Consider the following 17,430-nt stretch of genomic DNA (forward strand, 5'->3'; position numbering starts at 1 on the left):
CTATTCGCGCACGCGCTCGACCGTGCTCGGCGAAGAGAGGAGCGCCACGAGCAGGTCGCGCAGGGTGCCGGTGCGGTCCAGCGCCGCCGTGCCCTGCACGACCGGCGGAATACCGCGCGCCGACTCGACCTGACCGAAATAGAAGCGGAAGGCCTGCCGCGCCACGCACTCACGGACCCAGGTGCTGCGCGACAGCGCTCGTCCTAGCCCGGCGGCGCTGTCGTACTCGCCGTCGACGTCGGTGTTGATCAGCCGCCCCGCCGCGTCGATCGGCTGCGGCGCGGCCACCGGCGCGGTGAGCGACGGGCTCTTGTACTGCTCGAGCGTCCGATAGCGGCCCGCGCCGTCGAAGTTCTCGAGCATGTAGCCTACGCTGTCGGTCAGCGAGTGGCAGCTCTTGCAGGCCGCCTGCGCGTTGTGCGTCTCGTACAGCTCGCGCGTGGTCTTCGGGGCCAGGCGCAGCTCGCTCTCTTCGATAGGCGGCGGCGTGAAGTCCTCGGGCAACGTGATGTGCTGGCACAGCAGCTGATCGCGGATGAACAGGCCGCGGAGCGTCGGCGACGTGAGGTACTGCTTGGCTGTCTTGGCGAGCACGGAGCCGAGGGAGAGCAGGCCGCTCCGCGCGGTGTCCATCGCCCCAGACGGGTCGCTGCGGTAAAACGCGGAGAGCGCGGGATCGGCATCGGGCACAGGCGCCGTGAGCAGGCTCGCTATCGAGCCCTGCATGCCCCCGTTCACGCGGAGGAAGCTCTGCGTCTCGGCGAACATCGCCGGCTTCACCTCCGTGAAGCCGGGGAACACGTCCTCGAACTTCTCCACCTCGGCCTCGAACGTGTGCAACCGCAACCATTGAACGAGGAAATGACCGAGCTGCTCGGCGGCGCCCGGCGCCGAGAGCAGCTGGTCGATGTGACCGGGGAGCAGCGCGGGATCGGCCAGCTCGCCGCGCTCGGCGGCGGCGACCAGCGTCGCGGAGGGCGGCGCGCCGAGCACGCTGTACGAAAGGAAGGTCGCGATCTCGTGGTCCGTCAGCCGGAACGCGGCGTTCGCCTCGTCGCTCGGCGCGCCGATCTCGGTCCGGTACAAGAAATAAGGCGAGGTCAGCACGCCCTTCAGCACCCAGCGGAACGGCAGCGCCGAATCCCCGGACGCGGCGGCGAGATCGAACACTTCGCCGTAGCTGGCCACGTCCTCCGCCGTCGCGGGCCGCCGGAACGCCTTGCGGATCGCGGCGCGCACGAAGTCCGCCTTGCACGCGGCGTCGACCTTCCCGCACGGGATCAACGCGCGGAGCTGCTGATCGCTCAGCGCGAGCACCGCGGCCTCGGCCTTGGCCGCGTACTGCTCGGCCAGGGTCACACGGACGAGCCCGCTGGTCGACAGGTTCGGATAGATGCCGTTGTCCGGCACGGGATCCATGTCGGAGACGTCGACCGGCACGCCGAGCAGGTCTTTTACGGAACGACCGTATTCTTCCGGGGTGAGCAGCCACGTGCGGGCCCGCAGCGCCTCGGAGGCGGGCTGCGGCGCCGCGTACGGCAAGCTGCCGTCGGCCTGCGGCGGGGGAATGTCGCCGCCGGTCTCGCCGCCGGCTGTTTCCAAGGACGGATCGCCGATCTGCCCGGTGCAGGCGAGAGCCAACGAACCCAAACCGAAGATCCAGCCAAACGATCGAAAGCTCATACCGGATCTCCACCTGGGCAGGCGGCGTCGATCGACACCGCTCCCGTCGAGGACGGCTGGCAGTCCAAACGCACTCCGCAAGTCAATCTCGCCGCACTCGCGAACCGCTTCTCTTCTCTTGGGGGCACCGCCTTGACGCGGAAATCGGCGCGCGCGTTACGCGCCTTCAAATTCCCGAAGGTTACGGTTCTGATCATCGCCGCGAGCAATGATCCCGCCGATCCCTGTCGGTGCCGCGTCACTCACGCTGTAAGTTTGTCTCGAAACCCGGCCCCGCTGCGCCCGGCGGGTCGATCCCGGAGCGCCGCGCTCCGCTCATCGCCCTTCCGCGCCCCCGCGATCGGCGCCGGCGGCGTGCTGGGCCGCTCGCGGTATCCCTCCCGCGCCCGCGGGTGAGTCACACCGCCTTGCTCGGCTTCTTCACCGCGCGGAGCCTGCCTGTCGCCGGATCGCCGCACCACAGGCGGTCGCTTTCGTCCGCCTCGACGCCGGAGAGGCGCACGCTCTCCGGGAGCGCGAGCCGATCCAGGACCTCGCCGCTCTGGGCGTCGACGCGGCGGAGCTCCGACGGCGGCCCGCCCTCCTCGCACATCACGCCGTGCCAGAGATCGCCGTCTGTCCACGTGACCCCGGTGACGAGCCGATCGGAGACGAGCGTGCGGAGCACGGCGCCTCGCTCGGGATCGATCTTGAGGATCTTCCGCTCCCGGTAGATGCCCGCGTAGAGCGCGCCGTCGGCCCACGCGAGCCCGCTCACGGGCGTCGCGTCGAAGCCCGGGACCTCGCCGACGGCGGCCCCGGTCGCGGGATCGATCTTGCGGATCCTGCCGCCCCCGACGACCCATAGATGGCGCCCGTCGAACGCCACCCCCGCGCTGGCGGGGGCCTTCAGGCGACGCAGCACGCGGCCCGTCTCCGGCTCCGCCGACAGGAGGTCTCCGCGATCGCCGTGCGCGAACCACACCGCCTGTCCGTCGAACGTGACCCCGTGAATCGACTCCACCCCATCGAACGTGCGCTCCGCGATGATCTCGGCCTGCCGGGCTTTCATGGTCCACTCCTCCCTCGCGCCGCGCACTCAACCAGGGAGCGCGAGCCCGAGGAGCAACATCTGTGACGCGATCGACAGCGCCGCGCGGGGCCTGGCGTAGCGCCGCGAGGGGCCGCTGCCGGTGACCTCGACCGCGCGCGCCAGCGAGAGCTCGGCGAGCGCGCGCTGCACCGTGCGCGCGCTCTTGCCGAGCGCGGCGCCGATGGCCGCGGCGCTCCACGCGGCGCCGTCCGACAGGAGCGCGCGGATGGCGCCGGCGTCGCCCGGCTCGATCGGCGCGAGCAGCACCACCTCCACGCCCGCGCCGAGCTCCCAGCGGTACGCGTTCCCGAGCGCCTGCACGACCCCGACGCCGCCGATCGCGGCGCGCAGGCGCCCCACCTCGACGCGCAGCCGCCGCCGGTGGGACTCGTTGATCGCGCGCACGCCGAACGCCGCGCGCGCGAGGTCGGCGCTCGCGATCGCGGCCGGGTGGGCGCGCGCGAGCGCCTCGAGCAGGGCGAACAGGACCGGGCGGCGCGCCAGGTCGGCGCGCACCTCGCCGCCGTGGAGGACGCGGCGGCGGAGCGCGTCCACGACGACCCGCCCCGCGGACGCGGCGACCAGGGCCTCGATGTCGGCGAGGCGCGCGAGCTCGTCGCGGCCGCCATAAACGACGCGCGCCACGGGCTCGTCGTGCGCGCGGAGGAAGCGCTCGGTCTCGGCGATGAGCTGCGGGTGCCCGCTCGCCCGCGCCCACGCCGCTGCCTGCTCCGCGGCGCGCCGCGCCGAGGACGCGCGCACGAGCCGCGCGTGGACCTCGGCGCGCACGAGCGCCAGCGTGGCCCTTGTGAACACCGGCGCGTCGCTCGTGACGGTGGCCTCGGCGGCCGCGAGCGCCTGCTCGGCCTCGGCGACGCGGCCTTCGAGGAGCGCGGCCCGCGACGCGCCCAGGCGAGCCCACGCCGCGTTCGTGAGATCGCCGGCGCGCTCGAGGGCGTCGCCGGCCTCGACGAGCCCACGCCGCGCGTCGCCGAGCTCCCGCTGCGCGAGCGCGACCTCCGCGAGGGCCGCGGTCGCGCGCGCGCGGGCGCGCTCCGCGCCCGCCGCCGCGAACGCCCGCGCGGCGCGGCCGAGCGCGGCCTTCGCCTCCGGATAGGCGCCCATCTGCGCGAGCGCGATCCCGCGGAGCGCGAGCGCGTGGGGGCCCCCGAAGGGGCCGACCACCTTCAGCGCGTCGAGCGCGTCCCCCGCCGCGAGCGAGCGGGCCGCCAGCGCGCCGAGCTCAGCGGGGACCTCGGCCGTCGCATCCATCGCGGCAGCGTCGCACGCGCGGCGGCGCGCGCCAACGGATCGCGACATCGATGTTGCTGTCGCGGCCAGAGGCGCCGTGGTCATTTCCCCTCGTCAGCGGCGCGCGCGGCGAGGCGCCGCGCGCACCCCCGACAGGAGGAGGAGATTTCCATGTGCCCTGCGTGCCTAGCGTCCATCGGATTGGTCCTCGCCAAGGCGGCCTCCGCCGGCGCAGCGACCGCGATCGCCGTCAAGAAGCTCCGGAGCCGGAGCCAGAGCAGGGGCGTCGCCGGCGCCCCCGCGCCGAAGGGAGAGCGCCGATGAGCCGCGCCAAGGTCGTTTCGAGGGAAGAGTGGCTGGCGGCGCGCCTCGCGCTGCTGGAGAGAGAGAAAGAGCACGACCGCCGGCGCGACGCGCTGAGCGCGGCGCGACGCGAGCTGCCGTGGGTGAAGGTCGAGAAGGCGTATGTGTTCGACGCCCCTTCGGGCAAGCTGACGTTGCGCGAGCTCTTCGGCGAGCGCCGGCAGCTCATCGTCTACCATTTCATGCTGCATCCGAGCTGGGACGAGGGCTGCAAGAGCTGCTCGTACGTGGCCGACAACATCCAGGGTGGCTACGTCCACCTCGCCGCCCGCGACACGGCGTACTGCGCTGTCTCGCGCGCGCCGCTCGCCAAGATCGAGGCGTTCAAGGCGCGCATGGGCTGGACGTTCCCGTGGGTCTCCTCGGACGCGACGGACTTCAACTATGATTATCACGTCTCGTTCCGTGAGGAGGAGCGCGCTCGTGGAGACATGGAGTACAACTTCAAGAAGGCGAGCTCCCCCTTCCCCGAGGCTCCGGGGCTGAGCGTCTTCGCCCGAGAAGGCGACGAGGTCTTCCACACCTATTCGACCTACGCGCGCGGGCTCGATGTCCTGATCGGCACCTACAACTACCTGGATCTCACGCCCCTGGGCCGGGACGAGGCCGCGCTCCCTCACACGATGTCGTGGGTCCGCCATCACGACAGATACCCCACGACGTGAGGCGCCTCGCGGAGCGGAGCGGCGCGGGAGGGAGCCCCGCGGGGGCGCGCCGCTCCGGGTCACGGGCTCCGGTGACGCGCGGGGTACGCAGGTTGCGCGCGGATTCCGCGCAGATCGCGGCGCCTGGCCGCTGGTGCGCGGGGCCCGGCGCCCGGTTTGTTGGCCACTCCGGCCGCCTCGACGGACACTGGCGAGACGGTCGCGATGAAGAAGTGGAGCTTTCTGGCCCTGGGGCGCTGCTACGAGATCACGGATTATGGCCCCAAGTTCGGGATCGCGGTCACACGGGACGGCTACACGGTGTGGACCGGCTACCGTGACGGCGCGCGGCTCGTGACGGACACGAGCACCCTGCCGGCGCGCGAGCTCGTGGCGCTCCGCGAGGAGCTGGTCCGGCGGGCGACCTCCCGGAGCGCCGCCCCCGGTGTGGGCGCGCGCCGGCCGCAGCGCGCGGTGGAGCAGCTCGATCTTCTCGGGGCGCCGCTGCTCAGCGGCTGCCAGCGCTGACGCGACGCGAGCGCGCCTGGCGCGGCCCAGGAGACCCCGCTCCACCGCGCCGGCCACGCCCGCCGTGGGCGGGTGGTAACATCCCGCCGCGTGCGCGCCTTGCTCTTGACCTTCCCGCTGCTCGCCGGCTGCGCCGGCGCGTCCTACGACGCCGTGCCCAGCCCGTCGCTGTCGCCTTCTTTGTCGAGCGCGAGCTCCTCCTCGTTCAGCGCGCCTTCCGGTCCTGCCGTGCCTGGCCGCGCCGCGGTGCACGCCGATCTCGTGGTCCGCCCGGACGTGATCGTCCTGGGCTTCGCGCTCAGGGAGACGGACGCCGATCCGCAGCGCGCCCTCGCCGCGGCCCGGACCTCGGTGGACGATCTCGCGCGCCGGTTCGGTGAGGCGACGTCGGGGGCCTCCGCCCTGAGGATGAGCGGCGCGGCGTTCGCCCCCGCCGTGGTCGGCAAGTCCGACGAGGAGGTCAAGGAGACATCGGCGGTCGTCGACGGCGTGATTGAAGTGCGGCTCGCCCCCGAGCTCGACTTCTGGGCACGGAGCAAGCTCATCGCGGCGATCACGGCGGTGGCGCGGGAGGTGAGCGCCTCTGCGGGCGCCGCGAAGGACGGCCGGCGCGGCGCCACCTTCGAGGCGCCCCGCGCCGAGGTGAAGGACCCGGAGGCGCACCGCGCAGCGCTCGCGGACCGCTGGCTGCGCCGCGCGCGCTCGTTCGCCGAGGCGGCGCAGGCCGCCCCGGCGCCGCTGCTGCTCCTCGACTGCGCTCCGCCGGGCGCGATCGAGCAGCGCGCGATCTCGCTGGAGGAGGTGGGCCTGTCCCTTTCGGTCACGTGCCGCCTGGACGCCCTCGCCGCCCGGCAGAAGGGCGATTGAGCCCGGCCCCGGCCACGCAGAGCAGCAGCCCCAGCGCCCCGGCGAGCACCGGCCCACCCCTCACGCCGCCTCGCCCAGCCCGCCCGCCGTCGACCATCACGCCGCTCTCCCGCCACGGCCGAAGGCGCTCGCCGCACGCACCAGGTCGCTGGGCCGCATGCCGCTCCTACCACATCGGCGGGCAGGAACCATCAGCAACCCCCTCCTACACGGAACCTCATCCGAGCACGTCGCGCAGCCAACCAGGGCGGGCCGGATCCGTCTAAAGTGGCCGGCCATGGCCAACTCGATCGACGCCGACCCCAACCGCCAGAGAGAAACCCCCGCCCAGCGAGACAACACCGCCCAGCAGCGCGACACCCCCGCCGCATTTTTCCGCGGCAACCCGGCCCCGGACGCCCGCACCGGCATGCACCCGGTCGCGCTGCGCCGCGCCTTCGCCGATCACCTGCACTACTCGCGCGCTCGGGAGTCCATGTCCGCCACGCCGTTCGACCGGTACGTCGCCCTCGCCCTCTCGGCGCGCGACCGCCTCGTCGACCGGTGGACGAAGACGCAGCACACCTACTACGAGAAGGACGTCAAGCGGGGCTACTACCTCTCCGCAGAGTTCCTCCTCGGCCGGGCGCTCGTCGCCAACCTGCAGGCGCTCGACATCTACGACAGCTTCAAGACCGTGCTCGGCGAGCTCGGCCTCGACCTCGATGAGCTCGTCGAGCAAGAGCCCGACGCCGGGCTCGGCAACGGCGGCCTCGGGCGGCTCGCCGCCTGCTTCCTCGACTCCATGGCCACAATCGGCCTCCCCACCTACGGGTACGGCATCCGGTACGAGTTCGGCATCTTCGAGCAGGTCATCCGCGACGGCTACCAGGTCGAGCGCGCCGACGAGTGGCTCCGCTTCGGCAACCCCTGGGAGATCGAGCGCCCCGAGCACGCCGTCCCGGTCTCGTTCGGCGGCTACACCGAGCGCGTCCCCGACAAGCGCGGCGGCTTCCGCGTGGTCTGGCGCCACTCCGAGCAGGTCATCGGCGTCCCGTTCGACACGCCCATCGCGGGCTACCAGTCGAACACCGTGAACACCCTCCGCCTCTGGTCGGCGCGCGCGGGCGAGGAGTTCGACTTCGAGCTCTTCAACGCCGGCGACTACGTTCACGCCGTCCACGAGAAGAACCAGTCGGAGGTCATCTCCAAGGTCCTCTACCCGAACGACAACTTCGACAAGGGCAAGGAGCTGCGCCTCCGGCAGGAGTACTTCTTCGTCGCCTGCTCCATCGCCGACATCGTGAACCGGTACAACCGCGTCCACCCGGACTTCTCGCGCTTCGCCGAGAAGAACGCGATCCAGCTGAACGACACGCACCCGGCCATCGCGATCGCCGAGCTGATGCGCGTGCTCATCGACGACCACCTGCTCACCTGGGAGGACGCGTGGAAGCAGACGGTCGGGGCCTTCGGGTACACGAACCACACGCTGCTGCCCGAGGCGCTCGAGCGCTGGCCGGTCGCGCTCTTCGAGCGGCTCCTGCCGCGGCACCTCGAGATCATCTACGAGATCAACCGGCGGTTCCTGCGCGAGGTCATGGACGCCCACCCGCAGGACCAGGACCGCGTGGCAAGGATGTCCCTCATCGAGGAGGGCCACGAGCGCCACGTGCGCATGGCCCACCTCGCGGTCGTCGGCTCCCACTCGGTGAACGGCGTGGCCAAGCTCCACTCCGAGCTCGTCAAGCGCGACCTGCTCCGCGATTTCTACGATCTCTGGCCCGAGCGGTTCAACAACAAGACGAACGGCGTCACGTTCCGGCGGTGGCTGCTCGCCTGCAACCCCGCGCTCGCCGCGCTCGTCACCGAGAAGGTCGGCCCGAAGTGGGTGACGGAGTTCGAGCGGCTGCGCGAGCTCGAGCGCCACCTCGAGGACCCGGAGTTCATCGAGCGGATCGCCGCGGTGAAGCGCACGAACAAGGTGGCGCTCGCGAAGTTCATCGGGCAGGAGCTCGACATCAACGTCGATCCGGCCTCGATCTTCGACGTGCAGATCAAGCGCCTCCACGAGTACAAGCGCCAGCTGCTCAACGCGCTCCACATCGTCGCGCTCTACCTGCGCCAGAAGCGCGGCGAGCCGATCACGCCGCGGACCTTCATCTTCGGCGCCAAGGCGGCGCCCGGCTACCGGCAGGCGAAGCTCATCATCAAGTTCATCCACGCCGTCGCCTACGTCGTGAACGGCGACCGGCGTCACAGCGGGCTCCGGGTCGCGTTCATGCCGAACTACCGCGTGTCGCTGGCCGAGCGCATCATCCCCGCCGCCGACGTCTCGGAGCAGATCTCGACCGCGGGCATGGAGGCGTCGGGCACCGGCAACATGAAGCTCGCGCTGAACGGCGCGCTCACCGTCGGCACGCTCGACGGCGCGAACATCGAGATCCGCGACGCGGTGGGCCCGGAGAACTTCTTCCTGTTCGGCCTGACCGCCGACGAGGTGATCGCCCGCCGCCACGAGCACTTCGAGGGGCGCGACGCGGTCGCGGCCGACCCGGAGCTGCGCGAGGTGATCGAGCTCATCTCGTCGGGCTTCTTCTCCCCGGAGTACCGGGAGCTCTTCCAGCCCCTGCTCGACCGGCTGCTCGGCCGGGACGAATACATGATGCTCGCCGACTTCAAGGCCTACTCCGCCTGTCAGCGCGACGTCGAGGCGGCCTACGCCGACCGGCAGAGCTGGCTGCGTAAGTCCGCGCTCAACATCGCCCGCGTGGGCGAGTTCTCCTCGGACCGCACGGTGCGCGAGTACGCGCGCGACATCTGGGGCCTCACGCCCGTCGAGATCGACCTCGGCGCGGCCGTGTCGCTCGTGTGACCGCACCGGCGCGCCGTCCGCCGCGGGCCGCTCGGGCGCGCCCGCGGCAGACGGCGGCGCTCCCGCCGAACGGCCCAGTCCGGCGCCTTCGAACCAACCCGGCAGCCCCGCTCGGCCCGGCCCCATGAGCCGGGCGCTACAGCGGACGGAAAATCCAGGCCTGCGCGTGGCGGAACCCGCGGCGGCGGAGCATGCTTCCAGGGCGGGAGCCCTCTTCGTCGGCCGCTCGCCGAGGCGGGGCTCTTGCTATCCTTCCCGACGGATTTATGCCGAACGATCCTGAGGAAAGAGAAGACAGGCAGGGCGACCTCGCGACGGAGCGGGAACGGAAAGTCGAGAAGCCTCGCCGTTTCAAGGTCGTGTTCCACAACGACGACTACACGACGATGGAGTTCGTCGTGCTCGTCCTCATGAAGTTCTTCCACCGCACCGAGACGGAGGCCACGCACATCATGCTGAGCGTGCACCACCGCGGCCACGGGGTCGCCGGCGTGTACACGAAGGATGTCGCCGAGACCAAGGTCGCCCAAGTACAGGACTTCGCCAAGGAGCACGGGATGCCCCTTCGGTTGACCGCCGAGCCGGAATGACCATGCGCATCAGCCCCGAAGTTGAGATCGCCTTTTCGCTCGCCACCCGGGAGGCCTCGCGCCGCCGGCACGAGTTCGTGACCATCGAGCACCTGCTCTACGCGCTGCTCTTCGACGAGGAGACGGCCGAGGTCCTCCGGCACGCGGGGGGCGACACCCCGCTGCTCAAGAAGAAGCTCGAGCGCTTCCTCGACGAGGAGATCGAGGTGCTGCCGGACGACGCGGACACGAGCCCGACGCTCTCGCTCGGGTTCCAGCGCGTGGTCGGCCGCGCCGCGATGCACGTCCAGTCCTCGGGCAAGAAGGAGCTCAAGGGGGCGAACGTGCTGGTGGCGATGTTCGCCGAGCGCGACTGCCCGGCGGTGACGCTCCTCGGCGAGCAGGGCATCAGCCGCTTCGACGTCGTGAACTACATCTCGCACGGCATCTCGAAGACGGGCCAGGACGACGGCCTCCGCGAGGAGCCGTCGGACGAGGGCGGCGAGCCCGGCGCCGCGCAGCCGATCAAGGATCCGCTCGCGGCGTTCACGACGAACCTCAACAAGGAGGCGGCCGAGGGGCGCATCGACCCGCTGGTCGGCCGCGAGAACGAGGTCGCCCGCACGATCCAGGTGCTCGCGCGGCGGCGCAAGAACAACCCCCTGCTCATCGGCGACGCCGGGGTCGGCAAGACGGCGATCGTGGAGGGGCTCGCGCAGCGGATCGAGAAGAAGGACGTGCCCGCGCCGCTGAAGGACGCGGTCGTCTACGCGCTCGACATGGGCGCGCTCCTCGCCGGCACGAAGTACCGCGGCGATTTCGAGAACCGCCTCAAGGCGGTGCTGCGCGCGCTCGAGAAGCAGCCGGGCTCGGTCCTCTTCATCGACGAGATCCACACGATCATCGGCGCCGGCGCCGCGAGCGGCGGGACGATGGACGCGTCGAACCTGCTCAAGCCCGCGCTGGCCTCGGGCCGGCTGCGCTGCATCGGCGCGACGACGTTCCAGGAGTACCGCGGCCACCTCGAGCGCGACAGCGCGCTCGCGCGGCGCTTCCAGCGCATCGAGGTGTCGGAGCCCTCGGTCGACGAGACGGCGCAGATCCTGAAGGGCCTGCAGAAGCGCTACGAGGAGTTCCACAAGATCACGTACACGGCCGAGGCGATCGACGCCGCGGCCAAGCTGTCGGCGCGGTACCTGCAGGATCGCCGGCTGCCCGACAAGGCGATCGATCTGCTCGACGAGGCGGGCGCGGCGGCGCGCCTCCGCCACGGCGACGGGTACACGGTCGAGGCGGCGGACATCGAGCTCGTCGTCGCCAAGATGGCGCAGATCCCGCCGCGCCAGGTGTCGACGTCGGACAAGGCGCAGCTCAAGGATCTCGAGCAGTCGCTGCGCTCGGTGATCTTCGGCCAGGACGAGGCGGTGAAGCAGCTCGCGTCGGCGATCAAGCTGTCGCGCGCGGGGCTGCGCGCGCCGGAGAAGCCGATCGGCTCGTTCCTGTTCTCGGGTCCGACCGGCGTCGGCAAGACCGAGCTCGCCAAGCAGCTCGCCAAGGCGCTCGGCATCGTGTTCCTGCGGTTCGACATGAGCGAGTACCAGGAGCGCCACACCGTCTCCCGGCTCATCGGCGCGCCGCCCGGCTACGTCGGCTTCGACCGCGGCGGCCTGCTCACGGAGGCGGCGGCGAAGACGCCGCACGCGGTGCTGCTGCTCGACGAGATCGAGAAGGCGCACCCGGACGTGTTCCAGGTCCTGCTCCAGGTGATGGACCACGGCACGCTGACCGACAACAACGGCAAGAAGAGCGACTTCCGCCACATGGTGCTGATCATGACGAGCAACGTGGGCGCGCGGGAGCTCGCGCAGGCGCGCGTCGGCTTCGGCGAGCGAGGGACGGCGGGCGACGACGACAAGGCCTACAAGAACACGTTCAGCCCGGAGTTCAGGAACCGGCTGGACGCGCGCATCATGTTCCGGCCGCTGGATCCGTCGGTGATGGGCAGCATCGTGGACAAGTTCATCGGCGAGCTGGCGGCGATGCTGGCGGATCGGTCGGTGACGGTCGAGGTGACAGAGCGGGCGCGGGCCGAGCTCGCGACGCGAGGGTACGATCCGGCGAACGGGGCGCGGCCGCTCGGGCGCGTCATCGAGAACGACATCAAGCGCCGGCTCGGGGACGAGCTGCTCTTCGGGGCCCTCGAGAACGGGGGCAACGTGACCGTCGACTTCGAAGGGGACGAGTTCACCTTCAAGTTCTCGGCGGCTGGCGGAGGCGGCGCGGAGAAGGAGAAGGCGAAGGCGAACGGGGCGGCGGTGGAGCCGGAGGCCGTCGGGTAAACCCGGGAGCGACGGAGCCAGCGGGGAGGGGGTGCCCGTGCGCGCGGGCGGCGGGGGCCCCTCCCACGAACTCGCGCCTTGTAGAAGGCTAGTGCCGTAAGTACGGGAGTGGCGGGCCGGGAGGGAACGCTGCGATGCGGGCCGGCGCTCGGGTTCGTGGGGCCCTACCCCGCCGCCCGCGCGCACGGGCACCCCCTCCCCGCTGGCTCGTTGCAGGATGGAAGGCGGTGGTGCCAGCGCTGGGGTTTGTGGGGCCCCGCAGTCGGCACACACGGACGCCCCTGGCTCTTCCCGGGGGGAGCGGTGACGCGGGTGGATGCGTCAGTTCAGCGAGTGCGGCATCGCCAGGGTGAACGACGCGATCTCGGCGTCGAAGACGCGGCCGTCAGGGCGGTGCATCTGGTAGGTGCCGCGCATCGTGCCGCGCGGGGTCTCGAGCACACAGCCGCTCGTGTACTCGAAGTGCTCGCCAGGCTTGAGCGAGGGCTGCTGGCCGACGACGCCAGGGCCGCGCACCTCCTCCACCTTCCCGCTGCCGTGCGTGATGATCCAGTGCCGCGTCCTCAGCTGGGCGGGCTCGGTGCCTTCGTTCGCGATCCGGACGGTGTAAGCAAAGACGTAGCGGTGCTCCGTCGGGGATGACTGCGTGGGGACGTAGACCGTCGAGACGGTGACCCGGATGCCCTGCGTGATGGCCGTCGACACAACCACGCACTGCCACCGCTGCGGCGCGCGCACAAGGGCCCGGCCGCGCAGCGCGCGCACAGAGCCGACGGCAGAGAGCCGCGCAGGCGTGACGACGAGACGGCCAGGCTTCCGGAGTCCCGGCGTTGACAGCTTCCGGGCTCATCCGCAGGTTTCGATGAACCTTGGGTCGACGAACCGTGGAGGACCCGCCGTGGGCGAACAGAACCGTGTCTGTGTTCGAGATGCAGTTGGCGCGCCGTTCGTCCCGATCGCGATCCTGCCGCCGGCGCGCGGCGAGAGGGCGGCGATGATCCAGAACGGCGATGCGTCGTCCGGAGAGGCGGAAAATCACGGCCCCGGGCTCACGGCCATCGGCCCCGTCATGCCAGAGCGCAAGGTCCGCGAGTGGGCCCTCGTCCTCCAGTCGAGCGAGCTTTGGCACGCCGTGCGGTACACGACGGCAGGCTGGGTGATCCTCGTGCGCGACGAGGATTACGCCCTCGCCGCGAGCTCGATCGATCGGTACGAAGCGGAGAACCGCAACTGGCCCCCGGTCCGCCCGCGCGAGCGCCTGCGCCACCCTCCGTCCGCGATCGCGGGCGCCGCGTTCGCCGCGCTCGCCCTCTTCTTCTTCCTCGTCACCGGCCCCGCGAGCGGCGGCGGACGCTGGTTCCAGCGCGGCGCCTCCGTCGCCAACCTCGTCGTGGGACCCGAGCCGTGGCGCGCCATCACCGCGCTCACGCTGCACGCCGACTCTGCCCACGTGATCGGCAACGTCATCTCCGGGACGGTCTTCGCGTCGGCCGTGCAGCGCCGCCTCGGCCCGGGCGGCGCCGCGCTCGCCGTGGTCGCCTCGGGCGCGATCGGCAACTTCGCGAACGCGCTCTGGCACCACAGCATGGGCCAGCAGCACGCCTCGATCGGCGCCTCCACCGCGGTGTTCGGCGCGATCGGGCTGCTCGCCGCCACGCAGCTCGTGCTCGACCGCGCACACGACAAGGACAGCGGCGCGAAGCGCCCCCTCCTCCACCTCGTCGCGCCGCTCGTGGGAGGCCTCGCCCTCCTCGGCGCCCTCGGCGCAAGCCCACGCTCCGACCTCGGCGCGCACGCCTTCGGGCTGCTCAGCGGCGCCGCGATCGGGCTCGTCGCCGGTCTCCCGCTGCGCAACCGGCCCGCGCCACGGCGCCCCGTCGTCCAGGTCGCGCTGGGCGCGATCGCGGCGGCGCTCGTCGTCGGCGCGTGGCAGCTCGCGCTCATCACCTGAGCGCGCGATCGCGGCGGCGCTCGCCCTCACGCGGGGCTGCGCGCGCTCGTCGCCCGTGCGCGCGACCTCAGTCGGCCGGCCAGATCCCGACGGAGCCGCCGACCCAGGTCAGATCCCGGTTCTGATCGACCCCGAGCATCCTCCCGCGCGAGAGCCGCACCAGGTTGAGCACGAGCGAGAGCTCGGGCTCGTCCGGCGCGCGCAGAAACATCATCCGGACCTCGGCCTTCACCCCGTTGCCGTCGGGCATCGCGAGCGCAGGCTCGTACGCGACCTTCTCCTGGAGCAGCCAGCCCGATCGCTCGCCCTCCGGGATCGCGGCGATGTGCTCGGGCGTGACGTCGACCTTCACCCCGGAGCCCGCGAAGGAGAACAGCGGCTTGAGCACGTAGCGCTCGAGATCGGGGGGCGTGCCCTCGAGCGCGCTCAGCGTCCGCGTCCGCGGGACCGCAGGGTGTTCGATGTAGGGCAGCGTGTACTTCGACCAGGTCCAGTACCAGTTCGGGTGCGAGCACCACGTGACGTCGAGCGGCTCGCCGTACCGGAACGGGAGCTCGACCCGCTTCGACTCGAGCTCGTCGAACACGACGCGGTTGTACAGCCGGCGGACGGGGACGAGCCGCCCGTCCACCCGGCGGAACAGCCGGGTCCCCTCCCGGACGAGCGCCGTCGGGCAGACAGCGTCGACGCCGACGAGCAGCTTCGTCGCGACGAAGTCGGGGTACGTCTTCTGCTTCTCCGGCGCGAGGTCGAGCAGGACCACCGACTCCTCGGGCTCTCCTGCGAGGATCGCGCGGCGCAGGTGCGCGAGGACGTCGGCGGAGCTCCGCCCGCCGAAGCAGCACGTCCAGCGCCGATCGAGCCCCGGCATCCCGGCGAGCACCTCGGCCATGACCTCGACCTGCACGAGCATGAGCGCGTAGAGCGACGGAAACGCTTGCAGCTCGACCACCTTGCCCGTGAGCTCGCCGTCCGGGCCGCGCACGATCGCGAAGTCGACCTGCACGCAGTTGGGGAGCGGATCCATGCCCGGGACGTCGAGGTGCGCAGGGATGGCGCGCTTCATCTGCTCGATGAGCGCAGGGCTCGAGATCTGCCGCACGATCTCGGTCGCGGAGCGCGCGAGGTCGTCACGCAGCCTCTCGGGCAGGAACAGCGGCGTCTCGGCGACGCGGAACGGGATCGTGCACCCGAGCCGCCGCTCGAGGCGGCCGATGTAGTCCTCGTAGGTCGACGGCCCGAAGGCAGCGTTGAACGCGCGCCGGAAGGTGGGGTCCATGAATTTGTATTTTGGTGGTATCACGGCAACACGCGCGCCTGAACGACCCGCCGGGCGCCTCCGACAAGAGCGCGCCAGAAGCGACCCCGCGGTCCGATCCGGCTTGAGGCCGCGGTCGCGGCGACTACAGTCGCCGCGAACCCTGCCGAGGCCTCCCACGATGATCAAGCTCAGCTCCGCCATGGTTTTGCCGCTCATCGCCGCGCTCGCCGCGGCGTGCTCGAAGACGCCCGAGCCGACGGCCACGTCGGCGCCCGAGCCGCCGGCGACCAGCAAGCCCGCGGCGCCCGCCGAGGCGACGCCCGCCCCGAAGCCGGCGCCGGCCGGCGGCCAGCAGGCGGCCGGGGGTGACCTTGCATGGGACGCGCCCGCGAGCTTCGAGAGCGCGCCGAACCCCAACTCGATGCGCAAGGCCACCTACAAGATCAAGCGCGCCGCCGGCGATGCGGAAGACGCCGAGCTCAGCGTGAGCCAGGCGGGCGGCAGCGTGGACGCGAACATCACGCGCTGGGCCGGCCAGTTCTCCCAGAAGAGCGACGACTCCCCCAAGCGCACGGATCTCAAGGCCGGCGATCTCAAGGTCACGGTCGTCGAGGTGAAGGGGACGTTCGCCGGCTCCGGGATGCCCGGCATGCCCGCGTCGGATCCGAAGCCGAACTACGCCCTGCTCGGCGCGATCGCCGAGACGCCCTCCGGCGGGCTCTGGTTCTTCAAGATGACCGGCCCCGAGAAGACGGTCACCGCGGCGCGCCCCGACTTCGACAAGCTCGTGAACAGCCTGCGCCTGAAGTGATCCCGCCGCGCGGCGCGTCGACCACGCGCCGCGCGCTCAGGACGGCGCGCGGTCGAGGCGCCACGCCCTTTCAGAACGCGACGTCGCCCTCGAAGAATCTCGCGAACCCGGGCGGGAGCGCCGCTGCACCGCCCTCCGCGAGCGCCGGACGCGCGCTGGAGAGCGTCTGCCAGAGGAGGATCGTTTCCCGCGGGTGCTCCTGCCCGATACCGCGCAGCGCGGCGAGCGCCTTGGCGCTGTACGTGACCTCCCCCGGCACGCCGATCAGCCGCTCCACCTCGGGGATCGCGGCGAGCGACGCGGGGGTCGGCATGCCGTACCCGGGGCCGACCGCGCGGTGATCGATCTCGAAGCGGACGGGCGGGAGACGCCGCCGGGCAAAGCGCGGCGCGCGCCGGGCGAGCAGGCGCTTCATGCTGCCGATCTCGTACCGGACGATGGTGCGGTTCGACGCGATGCGATCGGTGATGCGAACGCCGACGATGGTGGTGGGCCAGCCGAGCACCGCGGCGCCCAGGGCGAGCCCCGCCAGCGTGCCGCCCGTCCCCGAGGGGACGATGATGCGATCGGGCCGCGGCGCCTCGCCGCGCCGGACTTGCTCCGCGAGCTCGAGCATCGCGTCGACGTAGCCGAGGCACGGGAGCGCCGATGACGCGCCGGGCAGGATGAAATAGGGCCGGTCGGCCCGGCGCAGCGCCCGGATCGCCCGGAACGCGGTGGTCGCGTACCCGCCGCCGTGGACGAGCTCGGCGCCGCTGGCCGCGTCGGCGAGGAGCGCGCTGCGGCCGAACCGGCTGATCGGCTGATCGAACAGGACCGCGGTGACGGCGAAGCCGAGCGCCCGGCCGAAGAGGGCGGTGGCGGTGACCTGGGTCGACGCCAGCCCGCCGACCGTGACGAGCGTCCTCGCCCCGCGCCGCTCCGCGTCCGCGAGCAGGAACTCGAAGCGACGCACCTTGTTGCCGCCGTAGAGCGGCGAGCTCAGATCGTCGCGCTTGATCCAGACGCCGCCGCGCCCGAGGTACCCCTCGATCGCGCCGCACGGCACGACCGGCGTCGGCGCGTGCGCGAGGGGGCGCCACGGGACTTGCCCGGCGAGCTCGGGCAGCTCGGCGAAGAGCGGCAGCTCCCGCGAGGCGGGCAACGTGGGCGAGGCGGCAGGGCGCGCGCCGGACGATCCCGCCGAGCCGACCGCCCCGGCGCGGTCGGCTCGCTCCTCGTCGTCGCCGTCAGGCAC

At 71.8% G+C, this 17,430-nt stretch carries 14 protein-coding genes; 8 read left to right on the forward strand and 6 right to left on the reverse strand.

The window, feature by feature from the left end:
• The 3 genes from WME90_RS22665 to WME90_RS22675 form a co-directional block, all read right to left on the reverse strand.
• Nucleotides 1-1,650: a DUF1588 domain-containing protein gene (locus WME90_RS22665; protein WP_437283263.1), complete on the reverse strand. Its 1,650-nt coding sequence runs from the start codon at nt 1,648-1,650 to the stop codon at nt 1-3.
• Nucleotides 1,651-2,080: 430 nt separating this feature from the next.
• Nucleotides 2,081-2,734: a Vgb family protein gene (locus tag WME90_RS22670; protein WP_437283264.1), complete on the reverse strand. Its 654-nt coding sequence runs from the start codon at nt 2,732-2,734 to the stop codon at nt 2,081-2,083.
• A 27-nt stretch (nt 2,735-2,761) separates the two neighbouring features.
• The gene (locus WME90_RS22675) at nt 2,762-4,075 is read right to left on the reverse strand and encodes a helix-turn-helix domain-containing protein (protein ID WP_437283265.1); all 1,314 of its coding nucleotides are present in this window, start codon (nt 4,073-4,075) and stop codon (nt 2,762-2,764) included.
• A 251-nt stretch (nt 4,076-4,326) separates the two neighbouring features.
• Here WME90_RS22675 and WME90_RS22680 point away from each other — a divergent pair, with 251 nt between their 5' ends.
• From WME90_RS22680 to clpA, 6 genes are all read left to right on the forward strand, one after another.
• Nucleotides 4,327-5,034: a DUF899 domain-containing protein gene (locus WME90_RS22680; RefSeq protein WP_437283266.1), complete on the forward strand. Its 708-nt coding sequence runs from the start codon at nt 4,327-4,329 to the stop codon at nt 5,032-5,034.
• Between the two features lie 204 nt (nt 5,035-5,238).
• The gene (locus tag WME90_RS22685; protein WP_437283267.1) at nt 5,239-5,541 is read left to right on the forward strand and encodes a hypothetical protein; all 303 of its coding nucleotides are present in this window, start codon (nt 5,239-5,241) and stop codon (nt 5,539-5,541) included.
• 90 nt (nt 5,542-5,631) lie between these two features.
• Nucleotides 5,632-6,408, forward strand: a complete 777-nt coding sequence (locus WME90_RS22690) for a hypothetical protein (RefSeq protein WP_437283268.1) — start codon at nt 5,632-5,634, stop codon at nt 6,406-6,408.
• Between the two features lie 277 nt (nt 6,409-6,685).
• Complete coding sequence (locus tag WME90_RS22695) at nt 6,686-9,262, forward strand: glycogen/starch/alpha-glucan phosphorylase (protein WP_437283269.1); 2,577 nt, start codon at nt 6,686-6,688, stop codon at nt 9,260-9,262.
• 266 nt (nt 9,263-9,528) lie between these two features.
• Nucleotides 9,529-9,852 carry an ATP-dependent Clp protease adapter ClpS gene (gene clpS, locus WME90_RS22700; protein WP_437283270.1) on the forward strand — a complete coding sequence of 108 codons (324 nt, stop codon included), beginning with the start codon at nt 9,529-9,531 and terminating at the stop codon, nt 9,850-9,852.
• Nucleotides 9,849-12,170 (forward strand): ATP-dependent Clp protease ATP-binding subunit ClpA, encoded by a 2,322-nt coding sequence (gene clpA, locus WME90_RS22705; RefSeq protein WP_437283271.1) that lies wholly within the window; start codon nt 9,849-9,851, stop codon nt 12,168-12,170. The genes clpS and clpA overlap by 4 nt, the downstream gene beginning before the upstream one ends.
• Nucleotides 12,171-12,491: 321 nt before the next feature.
• On the opposite strand, the gene apaG is transcribed toward clpA, so the two are convergent.
• Nucleotides 12,492-12,875: a Co2+/Mg2+ efflux protein ApaG gene (gene apaG, locus WME90_RS22710; protein ID WP_044965505.1), complete on the reverse strand. Its 384-nt coding sequence runs from the start codon at nt 12,873-12,875 to the stop codon at nt 12,492-12,494.
• Between the two features lie 193 nt (nt 12,876-13,068).
• Between apaG and WME90_RS22715 the strand changes: the two genes are divergently transcribed.
• A complete protein-coding gene (locus WME90_RS22715) occupies nt 13,069-14,121 on the forward strand; it encodes a rhomboid family intramembrane serine protease (protein ID WP_437283272.1) in 1,053 nt (350 codons plus the stop codon).
• A gap of 67 nt (nt 14,122-14,188) precedes the next feature.
• Here the strand turns inward: WME90_RS22715 and WME90_RS22720 are convergent, their stop codons facing one another.
• A complete protein-coding gene (locus WME90_RS22720) occupies nt 14,189-15,400 on the reverse strand; it encodes a hypothetical protein (protein ID WP_437283273.1) in 1,212 nt (403 codons plus the stop codon).
• A 160-nt stretch (nt 15,401-15,560) separates the two neighbouring features.
• Here WME90_RS22720 and WME90_RS22725 point away from each other — a divergent pair, with 160 nt between their 5' ends.
• On the forward strand, nt 15,561-16,193 hold the full coding sequence (locus WME90_RS22725; protein WP_437283274.1) for a hypothetical protein: 633 nt from the start codon (nt 15,561-15,563) through the stop codon (nt 16,191-16,193).
• Between the two features lie 70 nt (nt 16,194-16,263).
• On the opposite strand, the gene WME90_RS22730 is transcribed toward WME90_RS22725, so the two are convergent.
• Complete coding sequence (locus WME90_RS22730; protein ID WP_437283275.1) at nt 16,264-17,430, reverse strand: 1-aminocyclopropane-1-carboxylate deaminase/D-cysteine desulfhydrase; 1,167 nt, start codon at nt 17,428-17,430, stop codon at nt 16,264-16,266.

It is taken from the genome of Sorangium sp. So ce375 (assembly GCF_051473855.1).
GTDB lineage: Bacteria > Myxococcota_A > Polyangia > Polyangiales > Polyangiaceae > Sorangium.

Bases quoted from the DNA above. Each gene is read 5' to 3' on its own strand.
- WME90_RS22720 (WP_437283273.1), bottom strand. From the start codon at position 15,400: ATGGACCCCACCTTCCGGCGCGCGTTCAACGCTGCCTTCGGGCCGTCG.
- WME90_RS22675 (WP_437283265.1), bottom strand. From the start codon at position 4,075: ATGTCGCGATCCGTTGGCGCGCGCCGCCGCGCGTGCGACGCTGCCGCG.
- clpS (WP_437283270.1), top strand. From the start codon at position 9,529: ATGCCGAACGATCCTGAGGAAAGAGAAGACAGGCAGGGCGACCTCGCG.
- WME90_RS22670 (WP_437283264.1), bottom strand. From the start codon at position 2,734: ATGAAAGCCCGGCAGGCCGAGATCATCGCGGAGCGCACGTTCGATGGG.
- WME90_RS22695 (WP_437283269.1), top strand. From the start codon at position 6,686: ATGGCCAACTCGATCGACGCCGACCCCAACCGCCAGAGAGAAACCCCC.
- WME90_RS22685 (WP_437283267.1), top strand. From the start codon at position 5,239: ATGAAGAAGTGGAGCTTTCTGGCCCTGGGGCGCTGCTACGAGATCACG.
- WME90_RS22725 (WP_437283274.1), top strand. From the start codon at position 15,561: ATGATCAAGCTCAGCTCCGCCATGGTTTTGCCGCTCATCGCCGCGCTC.
- WME90_RS22680 (WP_437283266.1), top strand. From the start codon at position 4,327: ATGAGCCGCGCCAAGGTCGTTTCGAGGGAAGAGTGGCTGGCGGCGCGC.
- clpA (WP_437283271.1), top strand. From the start codon at position 9,849: ATGACCATGCGCATCAGCCCCGAAGTTGAGATCGCCTTTTCGCTCGCC.